Annotated in this window: 20 protein-coding genes; 12 read left to right on the forward strand and 8 right to left on the reverse strand. The window is 56.3% G+C overall.

The genetic code is table 11. The annotated features are described in order from the left end of the window. Window positions 1-115: 115 nt before the first annotated feature. Both QRD42_RS09440 and acpH read right to left on the reverse strand, forming a co-directional pair. Window positions 116-718: a peroxiredoxin C gene (locus tag QRD42_RS09440; protein WP_321988746.1), complete on the reverse strand. Its 603-nt coding sequence runs from the start codon at window positions 716-718 to the stop codon at window positions 116-118. Between the two features lie 71 nt (window positions 719-789). Beyond that, window positions 790-1,371: an ACP phosphodiesterase gene (gene acpH, locus QRD42_RS09445; protein ID WP_072567513.1), complete on the reverse strand. Its 582-nt coding sequence runs from the start codon at window positions 1,369-1,371 to the stop codon at window positions 790-792. Between the two features lie 92 nt (window positions 1,372-1,463). Between acpH and queA the strand changes: the two genes are divergently transcribed. The 5 genes from queA to secF are packed head-to-tail and all read left to right on the forward strand — an operon-like array spanning window position 1,464 to window position 6,929. Next, the gene (gene queA, locus QRD42_RS09450) at window positions 1,464-2,534 is read left to right on the forward strand and encodes a tRNA preQ1(34) S-adenosylmethionine ribosyltransferase-isomerase QueA (protein ID WP_318363219.1); all 1,071 of its coding nucleotides are present in this window, start codon (window positions 1,464-1,466) and stop codon (window positions 2,532-2,534) included. 55 nt (window positions 2,535-2,589) lie between these two features. Then, the gene (tgt, locus tag QRD42_RS09455; protein ID WP_321988702.1) at window positions 2,590-3,717 is read left to right on the forward strand and encodes a tRNA guanosine(34) transglycosylase Tgt; all 1,128 of its coding nucleotides are present in this window, start codon (window positions 2,590-2,592) and stop codon (window positions 3,715-3,717) included. 22 nt (window positions 3,718-3,739) lie between these two features. Next, window positions 3,740-4,072, forward strand: a complete 333-nt coding sequence (gene yajC, locus QRD42_RS09460; protein ID WP_002890398.1) for a preprotein translocase subunit YajC — start codon at window positions 3,740-3,742, stop codon at window positions 4,070-4,072. 27 nt (window positions 4,073-4,099) lie between these two features. Continuing rightward, complete coding sequence (secD, locus tag QRD42_RS09465) at window positions 4,100-5,947, forward strand: protein translocase subunit SecD (protein WP_072567516.1); 1,848 nt, start codon at window positions 4,100-4,102, stop codon at window positions 5,945-5,947. 10 nt (window positions 5,948-5,957) lie between these two features. Beyond that, window positions 5,958-6,929: a protein translocase subunit SecF gene (secF, locus tag QRD42_RS09470; protein ID WP_072567517.1), complete on the forward strand. Its 972-nt coding sequence runs from the start codon at window positions 5,958-5,960 to the stop codon at window positions 6,927-6,929. Between the two features lie 117 nt (window positions 6,930-7,046). Here secF and QRD42_RS09475 read toward each other — a convergent pair whose 3' ends face one another. Further along, window positions 7,047-7,925 (reverse strand): nucleoside-specific channel-forming protein Tsx, encoded by an 879-nt coding sequence (locus tag QRD42_RS09475; RefSeq protein ID WP_321988704.1) that lies wholly within the window; start codon window positions 7,923-7,925, stop codon window positions 7,047-7,049. 271 nt (window positions 7,926-8,196) lie between these two features. Continuing rightward, complete coding sequence (locus QRD42_RS09480) at window positions 8,197-8,739, reverse strand: DUF3251 domain-containing protein (RefSeq protein ID WP_083580893.1); 543 nt, start codon at window positions 8,737-8,739, stop codon at window positions 8,197-8,199. A gap of 154 nt (window positions 8,740-8,893) precedes the next feature. Between QRD42_RS09480 and nrdR the strand changes: the two genes are divergently transcribed. From nrdR to pgpA, 6 genes are all read left to right on the forward strand, one after another. After that, entirely contained in the window at window positions 8,894-9,343 is a 450-nt protein-coding gene (gene nrdR, locus QRD42_RS09485) for a transcriptional regulator NrdR (RefSeq protein WP_321988705.1), read from the forward strand. Between the two features lie 4 nt (window positions 9,344-9,347). Continuing rightward, window positions 9,348-10,451 carry a bifunctional diaminohydroxyphosphoribosylaminopyrimidine deaminase/5-amino-6-(5-phosphoribosylamino)uracil reductase RibD gene (ribD, locus tag QRD42_RS09490; RefSeq protein WP_321988706.1) on the forward strand — a complete coding sequence of 368 codons (1,104 nt, stop codon included), beginning with the start codon at window positions 9,348-9,350 and terminating at the stop codon, window positions 10,449-10,451. Window positions 10,452-10,537: 86 nt separating this feature from the next. Further along, a complete protein-coding gene (gene ribE, locus QRD42_RS09495; RefSeq protein WP_072567522.1) occupies window positions 10,538-11,008 on the forward strand; it encodes a 6,7-dimethyl-8-ribityllumazine synthase in 471 nt (156 codons plus the stop codon). Between the two features lie 22 nt (window positions 11,009-11,030). Beyond that, window positions 11,031-11,450, forward strand: coding sequence for a transcription antitermination factor NusB (gene nusB / locus QRD42_RS09500; protein ID WP_072567523.1), 420 nt, complete (start codon window positions 11,031-11,033; stop codon window positions 11,448-11,450). An 83-nt stretch (window positions 11,451-11,533) separates the two neighbouring features. Then, the gene (gene thiL / locus QRD42_RS09505) at window positions 11,534-12,511 is read left to right on the forward strand and encodes a thiamine-phosphate kinase (protein WP_321988707.1); all 978 of its coding nucleotides are present in this window, start codon (window positions 11,534-11,536) and stop codon (window positions 12,509-12,511) included. Then, the gene (pgpA, locus tag QRD42_RS09510; RefSeq protein ID WP_321988748.1) at window positions 12,492-13,004 is read left to right on the forward strand and encodes a phosphatidylglycerophosphatase A; all 513 of its coding nucleotides are present in this window, start codon (window positions 12,492-12,494) and stop codon (window positions 13,002-13,004) included. The genes thiL and pgpA overlap by 20 nt, the downstream gene beginning before the upstream one ends. 45 nt (window positions 13,005-13,049) lie before the next feature. On the opposite strand, the gene QRD42_RS09515 is transcribed toward pgpA, so the two are convergent. From QRD42_RS09515 to xseB, 4 genes are all read right to left on the reverse strand, one after another. After that, entirely contained in the window at window positions 13,050-14,024 is a 975-nt protein-coding gene (locus tag QRD42_RS09515; RefSeq protein WP_321988708.1) for an aldo/keto reductase, read from the reverse strand. A gap of 59 nt (window positions 14,025-14,083) precedes the next feature. Then, window positions 14,084-15,946 carry a 1-deoxy-D-xylulose-5-phosphate synthase gene (dxs, locus tag QRD42_RS09520; protein WP_321988709.1) on the reverse strand — a complete coding sequence of 621 codons (1,863 nt, stop codon included), beginning with the start codon at window positions 15,944-15,946 and terminating at the stop codon, window positions 14,084-14,086. A gap of 75 nt (window positions 15,947-16,021) precedes the next feature. Then, window positions 16,022-16,921, reverse strand: coding sequence for a (2E,6E)-farnesyl diphosphate synthase (ispA, locus tag QRD42_RS09525; RefSeq protein ID WP_321988710.1), 900 nt, complete (start codon window positions 16,919-16,921; stop codon window positions 16,022-16,024). A gap of 2 nt (window positions 16,922-16,923) precedes the next feature. Next, entirely contained in the window at window positions 16,924-17,166 is a 243-nt protein-coding gene (gene xseB / locus QRD42_RS09530; protein WP_072567529.1) for an exodeoxyribonuclease VII small subunit, read from the reverse strand. Window positions 17,167-17,373: 207 nt separating this feature from the next. Here xseB and thiI point away from each other — a divergent pair, with 207 nt between their 5' ends. Further along, window positions 17,374-18,825, forward strand: coding sequence for a tRNA uracil 4-sulfurtransferase ThiI (gene thiI / locus QRD42_RS09535; RefSeq protein ID WP_321988711.1), 1,452 nt, complete (start codon window positions 17,374-17,376; stop codon window positions 18,823-18,825). The last annotated feature ends 2 nt before the right edge of the window (window positions 18,826-18,827 follow it).

The following is an 18,827-nucleotide window of genomic DNA, read 5'->3' on the forward strand; positions in this document are numbered from 1 at the left end:
CTACGTACGACGATCTGCGGAACAATGGTAGGCCCGGCAAGCGCAGCGCCGCCGGGCATTACGTCATCGAACCCCCCCAGGCCCGGCAAGCGCAGCGCCGCCGGGCAAAAACGGATTACAGGCTGGTGAGATTTTCGCTCAGGTATTTCGCCACGCCGTCCGGCGACGCGTTCATCCCTTCTTTGCCTTTTTCCCACTGCGCCGGGCAGACTTCGCCGTGCTCTTCGTGGAATTGCAGGGCATCAACCATACGCAGCATTTCGTCGACGTTACGGCCCAGCGGCAGATCGTTCACCACCTGATGACGCACAATACCGTTAGCGTCAATCAGGAAGGAGCCGCGCAGCGCCACGCCCGCGTCCGGGTGTTCAATGCCGTAGGCTTTCTGGATTTCGCGCTTGATGTCGGCCACCATCGCGTATTTCACCGGGCCAATGCCGCCTTTGTCCACCGGCGTATTACGCCAGGCGTTGTGAACAAATTCAGAGTCAAAAGAAACGCCCACGACTTCCACGCCGCGCTTCTGGAATTCTTCGTAACGCTTGTCAAAAGCGATCAGTTCTGACGGGCAGACGAAGGTGAAGTCCATCGGCCAGAAAAACAGTACCGTCGCTTTGCCCTGGATATGCTGTTTGAAGTTAAAATTTTCCACAATTTCGCCATTGCCAAGCACGGCGGCGGCGGCAAAGTCCGGAGCCGGACGAGTAACCAGTACCATCATAATTCTCCTGTGTGATTGTAGGGGTAAGGCCGCTATCAAGATAATCACCTGCCGGTAAAGCGCAAGCACTAAAGCTGTTTGTTTTTCGCCTGCGCCATCATGCGGGGATAGAACTGAAAGAACAGCTTTTCCAGCGCCTGATAGTGCGTATCCAGATCCTGCCACGAGTCGCGCAGCGCATCGAGGCGGGGCCGCCGCGTCGCCATGCCGTTCAGCACCTGCTGAATAAAATCCATCTCCCGGTAGCGCTCAAGCCATCGCTCTGACCACAAATAGTCATTCAGATTAACGAAGCGCGCCGGCGAGGAGGGCAGAATGGTGGCGACCTGCGCGTGGGCATAGCTGACAAATTCGCTCAGTGGCATGTCCGGCGACATCTGCAACCAGTGGCGCGACAGAAAATGGTCCCACATCACGTCCAGCGTAATGGGCGCGACCCGGCGCGTCTGCGGGCGAAACCACTCCCGCGCCTCGCGGACTTCCGGCAAATTATCGGTCAGCACGTCGATGCGGCGGTGCATGCGAATGCCGTCGACAATCTCAGCCGGATAGCTATCCTGCGGGTTGCCGCGAACGAAATCGCCCAGCAAATTACCGGGAAGCGAGCTTTCTGCGAGGTGCGCAAGATGCAGGTGTGCGAGGAAGTTCATTGTTTAGTTAATCCATAAAGAGGCGTAGCTGTTGCAGCGGAAGCACCGTAGCACTAGACTATCCCGCCTGTTTTTCAGTCTGAGTGTAAGTCATGCGCGTTGCCGATTTTTCCTTTGAATTACCCGAATCCCTGATTGCCCATTACCCTATGCCTGCGCGCAGTAGTTGCCGCCTGTTATCGCTGGACGGGCCGACGGGCGCGCTGACGCATGGTACTTTCACCGATCTGCTCGACAAGCTCAACCCCGGGGATCTGCTGGTCTTTAACAATACCCGCGTGATCCCGGCGCGTCTGTTTGGCCGTAAAGCCAGCGGCGGTAAAATCGAAGTGCTGGTTGAGCGGATGCTGGATGATAAACGTATTCTGGCACATATTCGCGCCTCTAAAGCGCCGAAGCCGGGTGCGGAACTGCTCTTAGGCGACGATGACAGCGTTAAAGCCACCATGGTGGCCCGCCACGATGCGCTGTTTGAAGTTGAGTTTAACGATGAACGCCCGGTGCTGGATATTCTCAACGCCATCGGCCATATGCCGCTGCCGCCCTATATCGATCGTCCGGATGAAGACGCTGACCGCGAACTTTATCAGACGGTTTACAGCCAGAAACCGGGCGCTGTCGCCGCGCCAACCGCGGGTCTGCACTTTGATGAGCCGCTGCTGGCGCGTCTGCGTGAGAAAGGCGTAGAGATGGCGTTCGTAACGCTGCACGTTGGCGCGGGCACCTTCCAGCCGGTGCGCGTGGACAGCATTGAAGATCACATCATGCACTCTGAATATGCTGAAGTGCCGCAGGAAGTGGTTGACGCGGTGCTGGCGGCGAAAGCGCGCGGCAATCGCGTGGTGGCGGTCGGCACCACCTCGGTGCGCTCGCTGGAAAGCGCCGCGAAAGCGGCCAAAAACGATCTCATCGAGCCTTTCTTCGGCGATACGCAGATCTTTATTTATCCTGGCTATCAGTACAGCGTGATTGACGCGCTGGTGACCAACTTCCACCTGCCGGAATCCACCTTGATCATGCTGGTATCGGCCTTTGCCGGTTATAAAGCCACCATGCATGCCTATAAAGAAGCGGTAAAAGCGGAATATCGCTTTTTTAGTTACGGGGATGCAATGTTTATCACGTACAATCCGCAGGCAATTTCTGAGCGCGTCGGGGAATAGTTCCGCGGCGCTTTGATTGACGCGTTGGACTGTTTTTCCGGCGTATGGAGAAAAAATGAAATTCGAATTAGATACGACAGACGGACGCGCCCGCCGTGGCCGCCTGGTGTTTGAGCGCGGCGTGGTGGAAACACCGGCCTTTATGCCCGTGGGCACCTACGGCACCGTAAAAGGCATGACGCCGGAAGAAGTGCAGGACACCGGCGCGCAGATTATCCTCGGCAACACCTTCCACCTGTGGTTGCGTCCGGGTCAGGAGATCATGAAGCTGCACGGCGATCTGCATGACTTTATGCAGTGGAAAGGCCCGATTCTGACCGACTCCGGCGGTTTCCAGGTCTTCAGCCTCGGCGATATTCGTAAGATCACCGAAGCGGGCGTGCATTTCCGCAACCCGATCAACGGCGATCCGATCTTCCTCGATCCGGAAAAATCCATGGAGATCCAGTACGATCTCGGCTCCGACATCGTGATGATCTTCGACGAATGTACGCCATACCCGGCTGACTGGGACTACGCCAAGCGTTCCATGGAAATGTCCTTACGCTGGGCGAAGCGCAGCCGCGACCGTTTCGATTCGCTGCAAAACAAAAATGCGCTGTTCGGTATTATCCAGGGCAGCGTTTACGAAGATTTACGTGATATCTCCGTCAAAGGTCTGGTAGAGATTGGCTTTGATGGCTACGCTGTCGGCGGTCTGGCTGTAGGTGAACCTAAAGCAGACATGCACCGTATTCTGGAGCATGTGTGCCCGCAGATCCCGGCAGACAAACCACGATACCTGATGGGTGTGGGTAAACCCGAAGATCTGGTGGAAGGCGTACGTCGCGGCATTGATATGTTTGACTGCGTGATGCCGACGCGTAATGCGCGTAACGGCCATCTGTTTGTCACCAATGGCGTGGTGAAAATCCGTAACGCGAAGTACAAGAGCGATACCGGCCCGCTTGATGAAGAGTGTGATTGCTATACGTGTCGCAATTATTCACTCGCTTACTTGCATCATCTTGACCGTTGCAACGAAATACTGGGCGCGCGTCTTAATACCATTCATAACCTGCGCTATTACCAGCGCTTAATGGCTGGTTTACGCAAGGCTATCGAAGAGGGTAAATTAGAGAGCTTCGTGACCGATTTTTACCAGCGTCAGGGTCGTGATGTTCCACCTTTGAACGTTGATTAATTTTAATAATGAGGGAATTTGAATGAGCTTTTTTATTTCTGATGCCGTAGCAGCAACGGGCGCACCGGCGCAGGGCAGCCCGATGTCTTTGATCCTGATGCTGGTTGTATTTGGCCTGATCTTCTATTTCATGATCCTGCGCCCACAGCAGAAACGTACCAAAGAGCACAAGAATCTGATGAACTCCATCGCTAAAGGCGATGAAGTGCTGACCAACGGTGGCCTGGTGGGTCGCGTGACCAAAGTAGCGGAAACTGGCTACATTGCTATCGCCCTGAATGACACCACTGAAGTGGTTATCAAACGTGACTTCGTAGCTGCCGTTCTGCCGAAAGGCACGATGAAGGCGCTGTAATCTTTCGTTTTCCCAAAGGGAAGTGCCGTGTTAAACCGTTATCCTTTGTGGAAGTACATCATGCTGGTCGTCGTGATTATCGTCGGCCTGCTATACGCACTTCCCAACCTGTATGGTGAGGATCCGGCAGTTCAGATCACTGGTGCGCGCGGCGTCGCCGCCAGTGAGCAAACGCTGATCCAGGTCCAGAACACCTTAAAACAAGAAAAAATCACTGCTAAGTCTGTGGCACTGGAAGAGGGCGCTATTCTTGCGCGTTTCGACTCCACCGATACGCAGCTGCGCGCGCGTGAAGCGCTGCTCAGCCTGTTGGGTGACAAATATGTCGTGGCGCTGAACCTTGCACCTGCTACTCCGCGCTGGTTATCCTCCATCAAAGCAGAGCCGATGAAACTCGGTCTGGATCTGCGTGGTGGCGTACACTTCCTGATGGAAGTGGATATGGACACCGCGCTCGGCAAACTGCAGGAACAAAATACCGACAGCCTGCGTAGCGATTTACGCGAAAAAGGCATTCCTTACACCAACGTGCGTAAGGAAGATAACTATGGCGTGAGCATTGTGTTCCGCGACAGCGCAGCGCGCGATCAGGCGATTACTTACCTGACTGCCCGTCACCGCGACATGGTGATCACCAGCCAGAGCGGCAACGCCCTGCGCGCGGTCATGACCGATGCGCGTCTGAGCGAAGCGCGTGAATATGCGGTACAGCAGAACATCAACATCCTGCGTAACCGTGTCAACCAACTGGGTGTCGCCGAGCCGCTGGTACAGCGTCAGGGCGCAGACCGCATCGTGGTTGAACTGCCGGGTATTCAGGACACCGCGCGTGCGAAGGAAATTCTTGGCGCAACCGCGACCCTCGAATTCCGTCTGGTGAACACCAACGTCGATCAGTCGGCGGCGGCGTCTGGCCGTGTACCGGGTGATTCAGAAGTGAAACAGATGCGCGAAGGCCAGCCGGTTGTGCTGTACAAACGCGTGATCCTGACCGGTGACCATATCACCGACTCCACTTCCAGCCAGGATGAGTACAACCAGCCGCAGGTTAACATTTCGCTCGACAGCGCTGGTGGCAACATCATGTCTAACTTCACCAAGGACAACATCGGCAAACCGATGGCGACCCTGTTTGTGGAGTACAAAGACAGCGGTAAAAAAGATGCGAACGGTCGTTCCGTACTGGTGAAACAGGAAGAGGTGATTAACGTCGCCAACATCCAGTCTCGCCTCGGCAACAGCTTCCGTATTACCGGCATCAATAACCCTAACGAAGCGCGTCAGCTGTCGCTGCTGCTGCGTGCGGGTGCGTTGATTGCGCCGATTCAGATCGTTGAAGAACGTACCATTGGCCCAACCTTAGGGATGCAGAACATCACTCAGGGTCTGGAAGCCTGTCTGGCGGGTCTGGCGGTCTCCATCATCTTCATGCTGTTCTTCTATAAGAAGTTTGGCCTGATCGCCACCACGGCGCTTATCGCCAACCTGGTGCTGATTGTCGGCATCATGTCCCTGCTGCCAGGGGCGACGCTGACCATGCCGGGTATCGCGGGGATCGTCTTAACCCTTGCGGTAGCGGTGGATGCGAACGTACTGATAAACGAACGTATCAAAGAAGAGCTGAGCAACGGGCGTAGCGTTCAGCAGGCGATTGACGAAGGTTATCGCGGCGCGTTCAGCTCCATTTTTGACGCCAACGTCACGACGCTTATTAAGGTCATCATCCTGTATGCCGTAGGCACCGGGGCCATTAAAGGCTTCGCCATTACTACCGGTATCGGTGTGGCGACGTCAATGTTTACCGCGATCGTCGGCACCCGTGCCATCGTAAACCTGTTGTACGGCGGCAAACGCATCAACAAGCTGTCTATCTGAGGAGTGCGTTGTGGCACAGGAATATACTGTTGAACAATTGAACCACGGCCGTAGAGTCTGGGACTTTATGCGCTGGGATTACTGGGCCTTCGGTATCTCCGGTTTTCTGCTGATCCTGTCAATTATCATTATTGGCGTGAAAGGCTTTAACTGGGGTCTGGATTTTACCGGCGGTACGGTTATCGAAATCTCGCTGGAAAAACCGGCCGATATGGATCAGATGCGTGAAGCGCTGGAAAAAGCCGGCTTTGCCGATCCGCTGTTGCAGAACTTTGGCAGCAGCCGCGACATCATGGTGCGTATGCCGCCTGCCGAGGGTGAAACCGGTGGTCAGGTGCTGGGCAGCAAGGTCGTGAGCGTGATTAACGAAGCGACCAGCCAGAATGCCGCGGTGAAACGTATCGAGTTCGTCGGCCCGAGCGTGGGTGCGGACCTGGCGCAGACCGGTGCGATGGCGCTGATGGTGGCGCTGATTTCCATCCTGGTTTACGTCGGCTTCCGCTTTGAGTGGCGTCTGGCGGCCGGTGTGGTTATCGCGCTGGCGCACGACGTCATCATCACCATGGGCGTACTGTCGCTGTTCCATATCGAAGTGGATCTGACGATTGTCGCCTCGCTGATGTCGGTGATCGGTTACTCGCTGAACGACAGCATCGTGGTCTCGGACCGTATTCGTGAAAACTTCCGCAAGATCCGTCGCGGAACGCCGTACGAAATCTTTAACGTGTCCCTGACCCAGACGCTGCACAGGACGTTGATCACTTCAGGAACCACCTTAGTGGTGATCCTGATGCTCTACCTCTTTGGCGGCGCCATGCTGCAGGGCTTCTCACTGACCATGCTGATCGGTGTGTCCATCGGTACTGCATCGTCGATTTATGTCGCGTCAGCGCTGGCGCTGAAACTGGGCATGAAGCGTGAACACCTGCTGGTGCAGAAAGTCGAGAAAGAAGGCGCGGACCAGCCGTCCATTCTGCCGTAAACCGACGCTCTGCGTTGAAAACCGCAGCCTTAGCGCTGCGGTTTTTTTTCGCCTGCGTTTTACGGGCAAAAAAAAGCCAGCGGTTAAGCTGGCTTTTCGATCGGGCTGACAGACAAATCAGAAGTTATAACCTGCCACCAGGTAACCACCCCAGCCGGTAGAGCGGACGTTTTCTTTCATCCATACCAGGTCTGCATCATCATTCCACTGACCGCCGTTGTGCCAGTAACGCGCTACTACCGAGTAGTGCCAGTGATCGTAGCTCAGGGACAGAATGTGGCTGGAGGCGATGGAGTCGTTGGTACGCTGCTTGATGCCGTTCATCGCATAGCTGCTCTTATCGCCCAGGTCTGAGCCCCAGTCAAAGTTGGTGAAGCCGATGTAGCTCAGGTTACCGCCCCACAGTTGGGTGATCGGCACGAAGTATTTCACTTTGAAACGGTAGCCGTCCCACTCGTTTTCGTTCTCCGCCAGGTAGTTCTGCCACTGGTATTTCGCATATACGTTCAGTGACAGGCTCATCGGCAGGCCGGTATCGATGTCGGTACCGAGACCCATGTACCAGGTGCTCTGACGGCCAGAGGCGTTGCGGCCCATGTCGTAGATGTAGTTGTTCGCGAAATACCACTCTTTGAACGGACCGAAGCTCAGATCGGCGCCGGTCAGCTTATCGATAGAGAAACGCGGTTCGATTTCCATAAACAGCGGCGAACCATGGTTCCAGATCCCGCGGGCATCGGTGTTACCACCGAAGAATACCGGCGCATCCAGGTAACCATAGAAATCAAACCAGTCTTTTTTGGCAAATGCTTCATATTCCAGGTAGGTATCGTTACGGATCTGCGGTCCAAAACGGGTGTGATAGCTGCCCACCACGTTCACGCTCTGGTGCCACCAGTCGGAAACGAACTCCGGCTTGTCATTTTCTGCCGCATAGACTGCGAATGAGGAGGAGAGAGCCAGTGCTGCACCGGCGACGAGTAATGTTTTTTTCATAGTTTAGCCACTGATTAGGTTCCCTTGCGGGAGCGAAAGAACGCGCGTATTGAGTTTCTAAATGTTTCGTATTTCAGCGAGCCTATTATAAGTATCCATGCTCACAAAAATATGTGTTGTTTCACATATCTATTACGCACGTAATCGATTGCGTTCACGTTTGCGTATATAAAACGCAGGGATTGTACTGAGATTCATCTGTCTTGCAAATATTTCGTGGAAAAAGGCGGGAAGGGAGTGAAAAGGGCGAGTGGCTCGCCCTTAAACAGGATCACTGATTTGTGGCGGGCTGAATATCGTGGACGCGCACAAAGCCCAGCTGGTCCGGCGTGATGCCGTTAAGCTGCAGCGGCAGATCAACGTCGCTCGGCGCCAGGGTGCTGGCCGGGGCGTTAATCAGCTGGTTTTGCACGTTCACTTCCTGATAATCGTTGGTGGTGCCCTGGATCTGGCCCCATTCCACCGTACCGCTAAACGCTGGTAGCGGATCGTTCGATTCGCCCTGAATGCGCAGCGTCACGCGCGTGCCGTTCGCATCAGGAGCGATGTTTACCAGCGACATCTTTAGCATACCGATCTGGCTGTGCAGAAGGGCAGGGGTATTCGCGCCAGGCAACAGGTAGACACCGCTGCTGGATTTGGCGTTCAGCGCATTTTGCTGGGTGATTTTCACCGTCTCCTGATTCAGCTTACTCATTTCTTTGTTAAGCGTGCTGACACTTTGATGCAACTGGCGGACTTCGCTCTGCTGCGCGCAGGCGCTGAGGGTAAACAGGCTGCCGACCAGCAAAATTTTCAGGTAACGTCTTGTCATCGTGTTGGTTTCCTTGCAAAGAGCATTGCCTGTAATAGTAGCCTGCACGAACCGGCTTGCCATCGATCCTTTATCTCAAAAGCGGTCTTGCCTTTGTTGTCACGGCAGATCAGGTTAAAATAGATTTCAGCTAATTTTAACGTCAGGACGCCGTATGCATTGCCCATTCTGTTTAGCCGTGGATACCAAAGTAATTGACTCCCGCCTGGTCGGTGAAGGGTCGTCCGTGCGCCGCCGCCGTCAGTGTCTGGTGTGTAATGAACGCTTCACCACTTTTGAGGTGGCAGAACTGGTGATGCCGCGCGTGGTGAAAAGCAACGAGATCCGCGAGCCGTTTAACGAAGAAAAACTGCGTAACGGCATGCTGCGCGCGCTGGAAAAACGCCCGGTAAGCGCCGATGACGTTGAAATGGCGCTGAATCATATCAAATCCCAGCTGCGCGCCACCGGCGAGCGCGAAGTGCCGAGCAAAATGATCGGCAACCTGGTGATGGATCAGCTGAAAAAGCTCGATAAAGTCGCCTATATCCGCTTCGCCTCGGTTTACCGCAGCTTCGAAGACATCCGCGAATTTGGCGAAGAGATCGCCCGCTTACAGGATTAAGCTCATGCATGATGAGATGTACATGGCACGAGCGCTGAAGCTGGCGCAACGCGGGCGTTTTACCACCCATCCTAATCCCAACGTCGGCTGTGTGATCGTCAAAGACGGCGAGATTGTCGGCGAAGGCTATCACCAGCGGGCGGGCGAACCCCATGCTGAAGTCCATGCCCTGCGTATGGCGGGCGAAAAGGCGCGTGGCGCCACCGCCTATGTCACCCTGGAACCCTGTAGCCATCACGGACGCACGCCGCCGTGCTGCGACGCGCTGATCAATGCGGGCGTGTCCCGCGTGGTGGCGGCGATGCAGGATCCCAACCCGCAGGTTGCCGGGCGCGGGCTGTACCGCCTGCAACAGGCAGGCATTGAGGTCAGCCACGGGCTGATGATGAGCGAGGCGGAAAACCTCAACAAAGGTTTCCTGAAGCGTATGCGCACCGGGTTTCCTTATGTGCAGCTGAAGCTGGGCGCGTCGCTGGATGGCCGCACCGCCATGGCCAGCGGCGAAAGCCAGTGGATCACCTCACCGCAGGCAAGGCGCGATGTGCAACGTCTGCGCGCGCAGAGTCATGCTATCCTCACCAGCAGCGCGACGGTGCTGGCGGATAATCCACAGCTTAACGTTCGTTGGGACGAACTCCCGGCAGACGTACAGGCGCAGTATCCGCAGGCGCAGTTACGCCAGCCGCTGCGTATTGTGGTCGACAGCCAGAACCGCGTCACGCCGGAACACCGTCTGATCCAGCAAGCGGGTGAAACCTGGTTTGCCCGCACGCAGCAGGACTCGCGGTCGTGGCCGGATAATGTTCGTCATATCCAGGTGCCTGAACACAACGGCCATCTCGACCTGGTGCTGATGATGATGCTGCTGGGTCGCGAGCAGGTTAACAGCATCTGGGTGGAAGCCGGGGCATCCCTGGCGGGCGCGCTGCTTCAGGCCGGGCTGGTGGATGAACTGGTGGTCTACCTCGCCCCGAAACTTTTAGGCAGCGATGCCCGCGGTCTGTGCGTACTGCCGGGCCTTGAGGCGTTAGCCGATGCGCCGCAGTTTACATTCAGTGAAATTCGTCAGGTTGGACCTGATATTTGCCTGCATTTGACCACTGCGTAATGCCCTCGTAAAAGGGAAGCAGTGCGCAAAGTATTATGATAAAATCCGCCCCCCTGCGGGGCCAAATGAACCCGTAAAGGAAGAGTATGAACATTATTGAAGCTACCGTTGCTGCCCCGGACGCTCGCGTCGCCATCACCATTGCGCGTTTCAACAACTTCATCAACGACAGCCTGCTGGACGGTGCTATCGACGCACTGAAACGTATCGGTCAGGTTAAAGATGAAAACATCACCGTGGTTTGGGTTCCAGGTGCTTATGAGCTGCCGCTGGCGGCTGGCGCACTGGCAAAAACCGGTAAATATGATGCGATTATCGCGCTCGGCACGGTTATCCGTGGCGGTACCGCCCATTTCGAATATGTGGCGGGTGGCGCAAGCAATGGTCTGGCTCATGTCGCTGAACAGAGCGAAATCCCGGTAGCCTTTGGTGTGCTGACCACTGAAAGTATTGAACAAGCCATCGAACGCGCCGGTACCAAAGCCGGTAACAAAGGTGCAGAAGCTGCCCTTACCGCGCTTGAGATGATTAATGTATTGAAGGCCATCAAAGCCTGATTTTTTTGTAAGGGGAATTTCCGTGAAACCTGCTGCTCGTCGCCGCGCCCGTGAGTGTGCCGTCCAGGCGCTTTACTCCTGGCAGTTGTCCCAGAACGACATCGCCGATGTTGAATACCAGTTCCTGTCTGAACAGGATGTCAAAGATGTCGACATCGCGTATTTCCGCGAACTGCTGTCCGGGGTGGCGACTAACAGCGCATATCTCGATGGACTGATGAAGCCCTACCTGTCCCGTCTGCTCGAAGAGCTGGGCCAGGTCGAGAAAGCGGTACTGCGTATCGCGCTGTTTGAACTCTCTAAACGTGCGGATGTGCCGTATAAAGTGGCCATCAACGAAGCTATTGAACTGGCAAAAACGTTTGGCGCAGAAGACAGCCATAAGTTTGTTAACGGCGTGCTGGATAAAGCCGCACCCGCGATCCGCCCCCACAAAAAGTAATCTGCTGGTCCGCGCGGCGAAGTGCAGTTGCCATTTCGCCGCCTCCCCAGTCTCCTGTTTATCATTCTGCTGAGGCATAGCGTATGGCATGCGGCGAGTTTTCCCTTATTGCCCGTTATTTTGACCGCGTAAGACGCGCGCGTCTGGATGTCGAAACCGGCATTGGCGACGATTGCGCACTGCTCAATATTCCTGACAAGCAAACGCTGGCAATCAGTACCGATACCCTGGTTTCGGGCAACCATTTTCTTCCGGATATTTCCCCTGTCGATCTGGCGCACAAAGCGCTGGCCTCCAACCTGAGCGATCTCGCGGCTATGGGCGCGGATCCGGCGTGGCTGACGCTGGCGATCACGTTGCCGGACGTCGATGAAGCCTGGCTGGAAGCCTTTAGCGATAGCCTGTTCGAACAGATTAATTACTACGATATGCAGCTGATTGGCGGCGACACCACCCGTGGGCCGCTGTCGATGACGCTGGGTATCTACGGCTATGTGCCTGCGGGCCGCGCGCTTAAGCGTTCGGGCGCGAAGCCTGGCGACTGGATCTATGTGACTGGCACGCCAGGTGACAGCGCGGCAGGTCTGGCGATCCTGCAGGATCGGCTGCATGTTGATAATGAGCAGGACGCGCAGTGGCTGGTGAAACGCCATCTGCGTCCGACGCCGCGCATTCTGCAGGGGCAGGCGCTGCGCGATCTGGCCAGTGCGGCGATCGATTTATCCGACGGGCTGAGTTCCGATCTCGGGCATATCGTGAAGGCCAGCGACTGCGGCGCGATGCTGGATATGGATGCCATGCCGTTCTCTGACGCCATGCGCCGTCACGTTGAGCCGGAGCAGGCGCTGCGCTGGGCGCTGGCGGGCGGCGAAGATTATGAACTCTGCTTTACCGTGCCGGAACGCAACCGGGGGGCGCTGGACGTGGCCATTGGTCATCTTGGCGTGCCCTTTACCTGCATCGGCCAGATGAGCGCCGATGTGGAAGGCATCCAGTTTACCCGCGACGGAAAACCGGTATCGTTTGATTTAAAAGGATACGATCACTTTGCAACCTCGTAAGGATAGTGCGAAAAGCCGTCTTAGCATGCGCAACCCCTGGCATCTGCTGGCCACCGGTTTTGGCAGCGGCTTAAGTCCGATTATGCCGGGCACGGCGGGTTCCATTGCGGCCATCCCGTTCTGGTTTCTGATGACTTTTCTGCCGTGGCAGCTCTATTCGCTGGTGATCATGCTGTCGATCAGCATCGGCGTTTATCTGTGCCATCAAACGGCGAAAGATATGGGCGTGCACGATCACGGCAGCATCGTCTGGGATGAGTTCATCGGGATGTGGATCACGCTGATGGCGCTGCCGACCCATGACTGGCAGTGGGTAGTGGCTGGTTTTGTGCTGTTCCGCTTTTTCGATATCTGGAAGCCGTGGCCGATCCGCTGGTTTGACCGCAACGTGCACGGCGGAATGGGCATTATTGTCGACGATATTATCGCCGGGATTATCGCGGCGGCGGTGCTGTATGTGATCGGACATCACTGGCCGATTGGCATTATCTAGCAGTTTTCCCCGGCCTGATCTTTTCACAACAGGCCGGGGCAGCGATTATTTAAAACCCACCACGGCATGCTGTTTATACGGCATTTCCATTTCAGCAATCTGCTCTGGCGTCAGTTGCAGATCAACCGCCTGCAACAACTCTTCCAGCTGCTCTTCCCGTGACGTGCCGATAATAGGCGCGGCCACGCCCGGCTTACTCAGCAGCCAGGCCAGCGCCACCTGCGCCCGCGTTGCGCCCACGTCTTCCGCTATCGCGGCCAGGCGTTCGGCGATCTGCGCATCGCTCTGCTCGCTGTCGTCATAGAGTTTTTTACCCACTTCATCGGACACCAGCCGCGCAGTGGTTTCCCCCCATGGGCGCGTCAGACGGCCACGGGCCAGCGGGCTCCATGGGATCACCGCGATGCCTTCCTGATAGCACAGCGGCAGCATGTCGCGCTCTTCTTCTCGGTAGATCAGATTGTAATGGTTTTGCATGGTGACGAAACGCGCCCAGCCGTGCTGTTTTTGCAGATCCAGCGCTTGGGCGAACTGATCGGTGTGCATGGACGATGCGCCTATGTAGCGCGCTTTACCGGCTTTCACCACGTCGTTCAGCGCTTCCAGGGTTTCTTCAATAGGCGTGTTGTAATCCCAGCGATGGATTTGCAGCAGATCGACATACTCCATGCCGAGGCGGCGCAGGCTGTCATCGATGGAACGCAGGATCTGCGCCCGTGACAGGCCTTCGGTGAGATCGCCCGACGGATAATAGACTTTGGTGGCGACCACCACGTCGTCGCGGCGGGCAAAATCTTTCAGCGCGCGGCCGACGATCTCCTCGCTGCTGCCATCGGAATAGCTGTTTGCCGTATCGAAAAAGTTGATGCCGCCTTCCAGGGCGCGCTGAATAATCGGTCGGCTGCTCTCTTCAGGCAGGGTCCAGGCGTGATTGCCCCGATCCGGCTCGCCAAAGGTCATACAGCCCAGACAAAGACGGGAAACCTTAAGGTCCGTTTTTCCTAATGTATTGTATTGCATGGTTCCACTCCTGCTACGGGTACGAGATTACCTAAGCATAGCAGGAGCGGACGGGGGAGTTAGGCGAGCCAGCCTTTGATGCTGGCTTCAATACCGGCAGCGTCCAGACCAATGGCGGCGCGCGCCTCGTCCTGGGTGCCCTGAGGAATAAAATGATCCGGCAGGCCGAGGTTGAGCACCGGCACCAGCGTGCGGTTCGCCATCAGCACTTCGTTCACACCACTGCCTGCGCCACCGATGATGGCGTTTTCTTCCAGCGTCACCAGCGCTTCATGGCTGCGGGCCAGCGACAGGATCAACGACTCGTCCAGCGGCTTCACAAAACGCATGTCCACCAGCGTGGCATTGAGCGATTCCGCGACCTGTGCCGCATCGGCCAGCAGAGTGCCGAAGTTTAAAATCGCCACTTTTTCGCCCTGACGTTTCACCACGCCTTTACCCAACGGCAGCTTTTGCAGCGGCGTCAGTTCCACGCCCAGCGCATTGCCGCGGGGATAACGCACCGCGCTCGGGCCATCGTTATAGTGATAGCCGGTAAACAGCATCTGGCGGCATTCATTTTCATCGCTCGGCGTCATGATCACCATTTCCGGGATACAGCGCAGGAAAGAGATGTCGAACGCGCCCTGATGCGTCTGCCCGTCAGCGCCGACGATGCCTGCGCGGTCAATGGCGAACAGCACCGGCAGCTTCTGGATGGCGACGTCATGGATCACCTGATCGTAAGCCCGTTGCAGGAAGGTGGAGTAAATCGCCACCACCGGCTTGTAACCGCCAATCGCCAGACCCGCCGCGAAGGTCACGGCGTGCTGCTCGGCAATCGCCACGTCAAAATAGCGATCCGGGAATTTACGGGAAAACTCCACCATGCCGGAGCCTTCGCGCATCGCCGGGGTGATTGCCATCAGTTTGCTGTCTTTGGCCGCCGTTTCGCACAGCCAGTCGCCAAAAATTTTGGAGTAGGACGGCATACCGCCGACGCTTTTCGGCAGCGTTCCTTTAGCCGGATCGAATTTCGGCACCGCGTGGAAGGTAATGGGATCTTTTTCCGCCGGCTCATAACCACGGCCTTTTTTGGTCATGATATGCAGGAACTGCGGGCCTTTCAGATCGCGCATGTTTTTCAGCGTCGTCACCAGACCCAGCACATCGTGACCGTCCACCGGGCCGATATAGTTAAAGCCCAGCTCTTCAAACAGCGTGCCCGGTACCACCATGCCTTTAATATGCTCTTCGGTACGTTTGAGCAGCTCTTTGATCGGCGGTACGCCGGAGAAGACTTTTTTACCGCCTTCGCGCAGCGTGGAATAGAGTTTGCCGGACAGCAGCTGCGCCAGATGGTTATTCAGCGCGCCGACGTTCTCGGAAATCGACATTTCGTTGTCGTTGAGCACCACCAGCATATCCGGCCGGATATCGCCCGCGTGGTTCATCGCCTCAAAGGCCATGCCCGCAGTGATCGCGCCATCGCCGATCACACAGACAGTGCGACGCTGCTTGCCTTCTTTCGCCGCCGCAACGGCGATGCCGATCCCGGCGCTGATCGAGGTGGAGGAATGACCGACGCTCAGCACGTCGTATTCGCTCTCGCCGCGCCACGGGAAGGGGTGCAGCCCGTCTTTCTGACGGATGGTATCGATCTTATCGCGCCGTCCGGTGAGGATTTTATGCGGGTAAGCCTGGTGGCCCACGTCCCAGATCAGCTGATCGAAAGGCGTGTTATAGACATAATGCAGCGCCACGGTCAGCTCAATGGTGCCAAGCCCGGAGGCAAAGTGCCCGCTGGAGCGGCTCACGCTGTCGAGCAGGTAGCGACGTAGTTCGTCGCACAGCTTCGGCAGGCTCTCTTTCGGCAGCAGACGTAACTCCGGGGCGGAGTCAACCAGTGCCAGTGTCGGGTATTTGGCTATATCAAAACTCATCGGCCACTCGTCTTACTCGTCATAATTCAGGGGGCAGTTTGTCGCCCTCTGCGTTATCAGGAGCATATAAAAAGTTTATTTATCACGCTGGATTATGTAATTCGCCAGTGCTTCCAGTGCCGTGGTATCCAGTGACTGGGCGGCCAGCGCGTCTAGCGCATGGCGGGCATCGTCAATCAGGTCACGGGCTTTTGTCTGAGCCTGCTCTAAGCCCAGTAGTGCGGGGTAGGTGCTTTTACCTAAATACTGATCGGCACCCTGGCGTTTGCCAAGGGTCGCAGTATCACCCACCACATCCAGAATGTCATCCTGAACCTGGAACGCCAGACCGATGCTTTCGGCGTAGCGATCGAGGATCGGCAGCGCAGCGCGTCCTTTATCACCGGCGCTTAACGCGCCCAGGCGCACCGCGGCGCGGATCAGGGCACCGGTTTTATGCCGGTGAATACGTTCAAGCTCCGCCAGACCAACCTGTTTGCCTTCCGCCTCAAGATCCAGCGCCTGTCCGCCGCACATGCCTGCGACGCCACTGGCCTGCGCCAGTTCAGACACCATGGCCAGGCGATCGCGCGCGTCGACTTCCGGCATGGGCGTATCCGCGAGGATAGAAAACGCCAGCGTTTGCAGCGCATCGCCCGCGAGGATCGCATTCGCTTCGCCGAATTTAATATGGCAGGTCGGCTGACCGCGACGCAGATCGTCATCATCCATCGCCGGGAGATCGTCATGCATCAGCGAATAGGCGTGAATACATTCAATGGCGGCGGCAGGGGCATCGAGCGTGGATGCGCTCACGCCAAACATCTGGCCCGTGGCATACACCAGGAAAGGCCGCAGCCGTTTGCCGCCTAACAGTGTGCCATAGTGCATGGCCTCAACCAGTGGAGTGTTCTGAAAGGGCTGGGGAGAAATAAAGCGGCGCAGGGCGTCATTCGCCTGCTGCACGCAGATTTCAAGTTGCTGTGCAAAATCCATGTTTACTCGGCGTCCGGAGTGAAAGGCGTCAGCGGGGCGTCATCATTATCAGAAAGCAGGATCTGCACGCGCTGCTCTGCCTGTTGCAGTTTAACCTGTCCCTGACGGGCCAGCTGCACGCCGCGCTCAAATTCATTTAAGGCTTCTTCCAGCGGTAAGTTGCCGCTTTCAAGACGGGTGACAATCTGTTCCAGCTCATTGAGCTCCGTTTCGAAACTGGCCGGTGCGTCATTTTTCTTTGGCATGTGAATGTCTGACTCTCTCATTTATTCGGCCCCGCTATGGTAGCGGAGTGGCGCAACTTAGCAAATAAGGCGTAATGGTCATGCAATATGCGCAGGTTGACCACGATGGTGGTATACTTCCGCGCCTGGATGCAGCCGCGGGTATGGGCTGCTGTATATTTCTCTCAACAGATCGCTTGCCTGATCTGCCAACGAACCATTGCCGCCATGAAGTTTATCATTAAATTGTTCCCGGAAATCACCATCAAAAGCCAATCTGTGCGTTTGCGCTTTATTAAGATGCTGACCGGAAATATTCGTAACGTTTTAAAACATTATAACGACGACACGCTCGCCATCGTTCGCCACTGGGATCATATTGAAGTCCGCTCCAGAGACGAAAACCAGCGTCTGACTATTCGCGATGCCCTGACCCGCATTCCGGGGATCCACCATGTGCTGGACGTGGAAGATGTGCCTTTCACTTCACTGCATGACATTTTTGAAAAAGCGCTGGCGCAGTATCGCGACCAGCTGGAAGGCAAAACCTTCTGCGTGCGCGTTAAACGCCGCGGTAAACATGAGTTTAGCTCTATTGAAGCAGAGCGCTACGTGGGCGGCGGACTTAATCAGCATATCGAATCGGCGCGGGTAAAACTGACGCACCCGGATGTGACCGTACATCTGGAAATTGAAGATGACCGTTTGCTGCTGGTGAAAGGCCGCTACGAAGGCATCGGCGGTTTCCCGATCGGTACCCAGGAAGATGTGCTGTCGCTGATCTCCGGCGGTTTCGACTCCGGCGTGTCCAGCTATATGCTGATGCGTCGCGGCTGCCGCGTACACTACTGCTTCTTTAATCTGGGCGGCGCGGCGCATGAAATCGGCGTGCGTCAGGTGGCGTACTACCTGTGGAAACGTTTTGGCAGCTCGCACCGCGTGCGATTTGTGGCGATTAACTTTGAGCCGGTCGTGGGCGAGATCCTCGAAAAAGTGGAAGACGGCCAGATGGGCGTGGTGCTCAAACGCATGATGGTGCGCGCGGCGTCCAAAGTCGCCGAACGTTATGGCGTGCAGGCGCTGGTGACCGGCGAAGCGCTGGGCCAGGTATCGAGCCAGACGCTGACCAACCTGCGTCTGATTGATAATGTTTCCGACACGCTGATCCTGCGTCCGCTGATCTCTCACGATAAAGAACACATTATCGATCTGGCGCGTGAAATCGGCACCGCTGACTTTGCCCGTACCATGCCGGAATACTGCGGTGTGATCTCGAAAAGCCCGACCGTAAAAGCGGTGAAAGCGAAAATCGAAGCGGAAGAAGAAAACTTTAACTTCGACATTCTTGATGAAGTGGTCGCCGCGGCGAGCAATATCGACATCCGCGAAATCGCCGAACAAACCCAGCAGGAAGTAGTGGAAGTGGAAACCGTCACCGGTTTCGGCCCGAACGAGGCGATCCTCGATATTCGTTCCATCGACGAGCAGGACGATAAGCCGTTGCAGGTTGAAGGCGTGGAAGTGGTATCTCTGCCATTCTACAAGCTCAGCACTAAATTCGGCGATCTCGACCAGAGCAAAACCTGGCTGCTGTGGTGTGAGCGCGGCGTGATGAGCCGCCTGCAGGCGCTTTATCTGCGCGAGCAGGGCTTTGAGAACGTGAAGGTTTATCGCCCGTAATG

Source organism: Enterobacter sp. PGRG2 (genome assembly GCF_030291195.1).
Lineage (GTDB): Bacteria > Pseudomonadota > Gammaproteobacteria > Enterobacterales > Enterobacteriaceae > Enterobacter_D.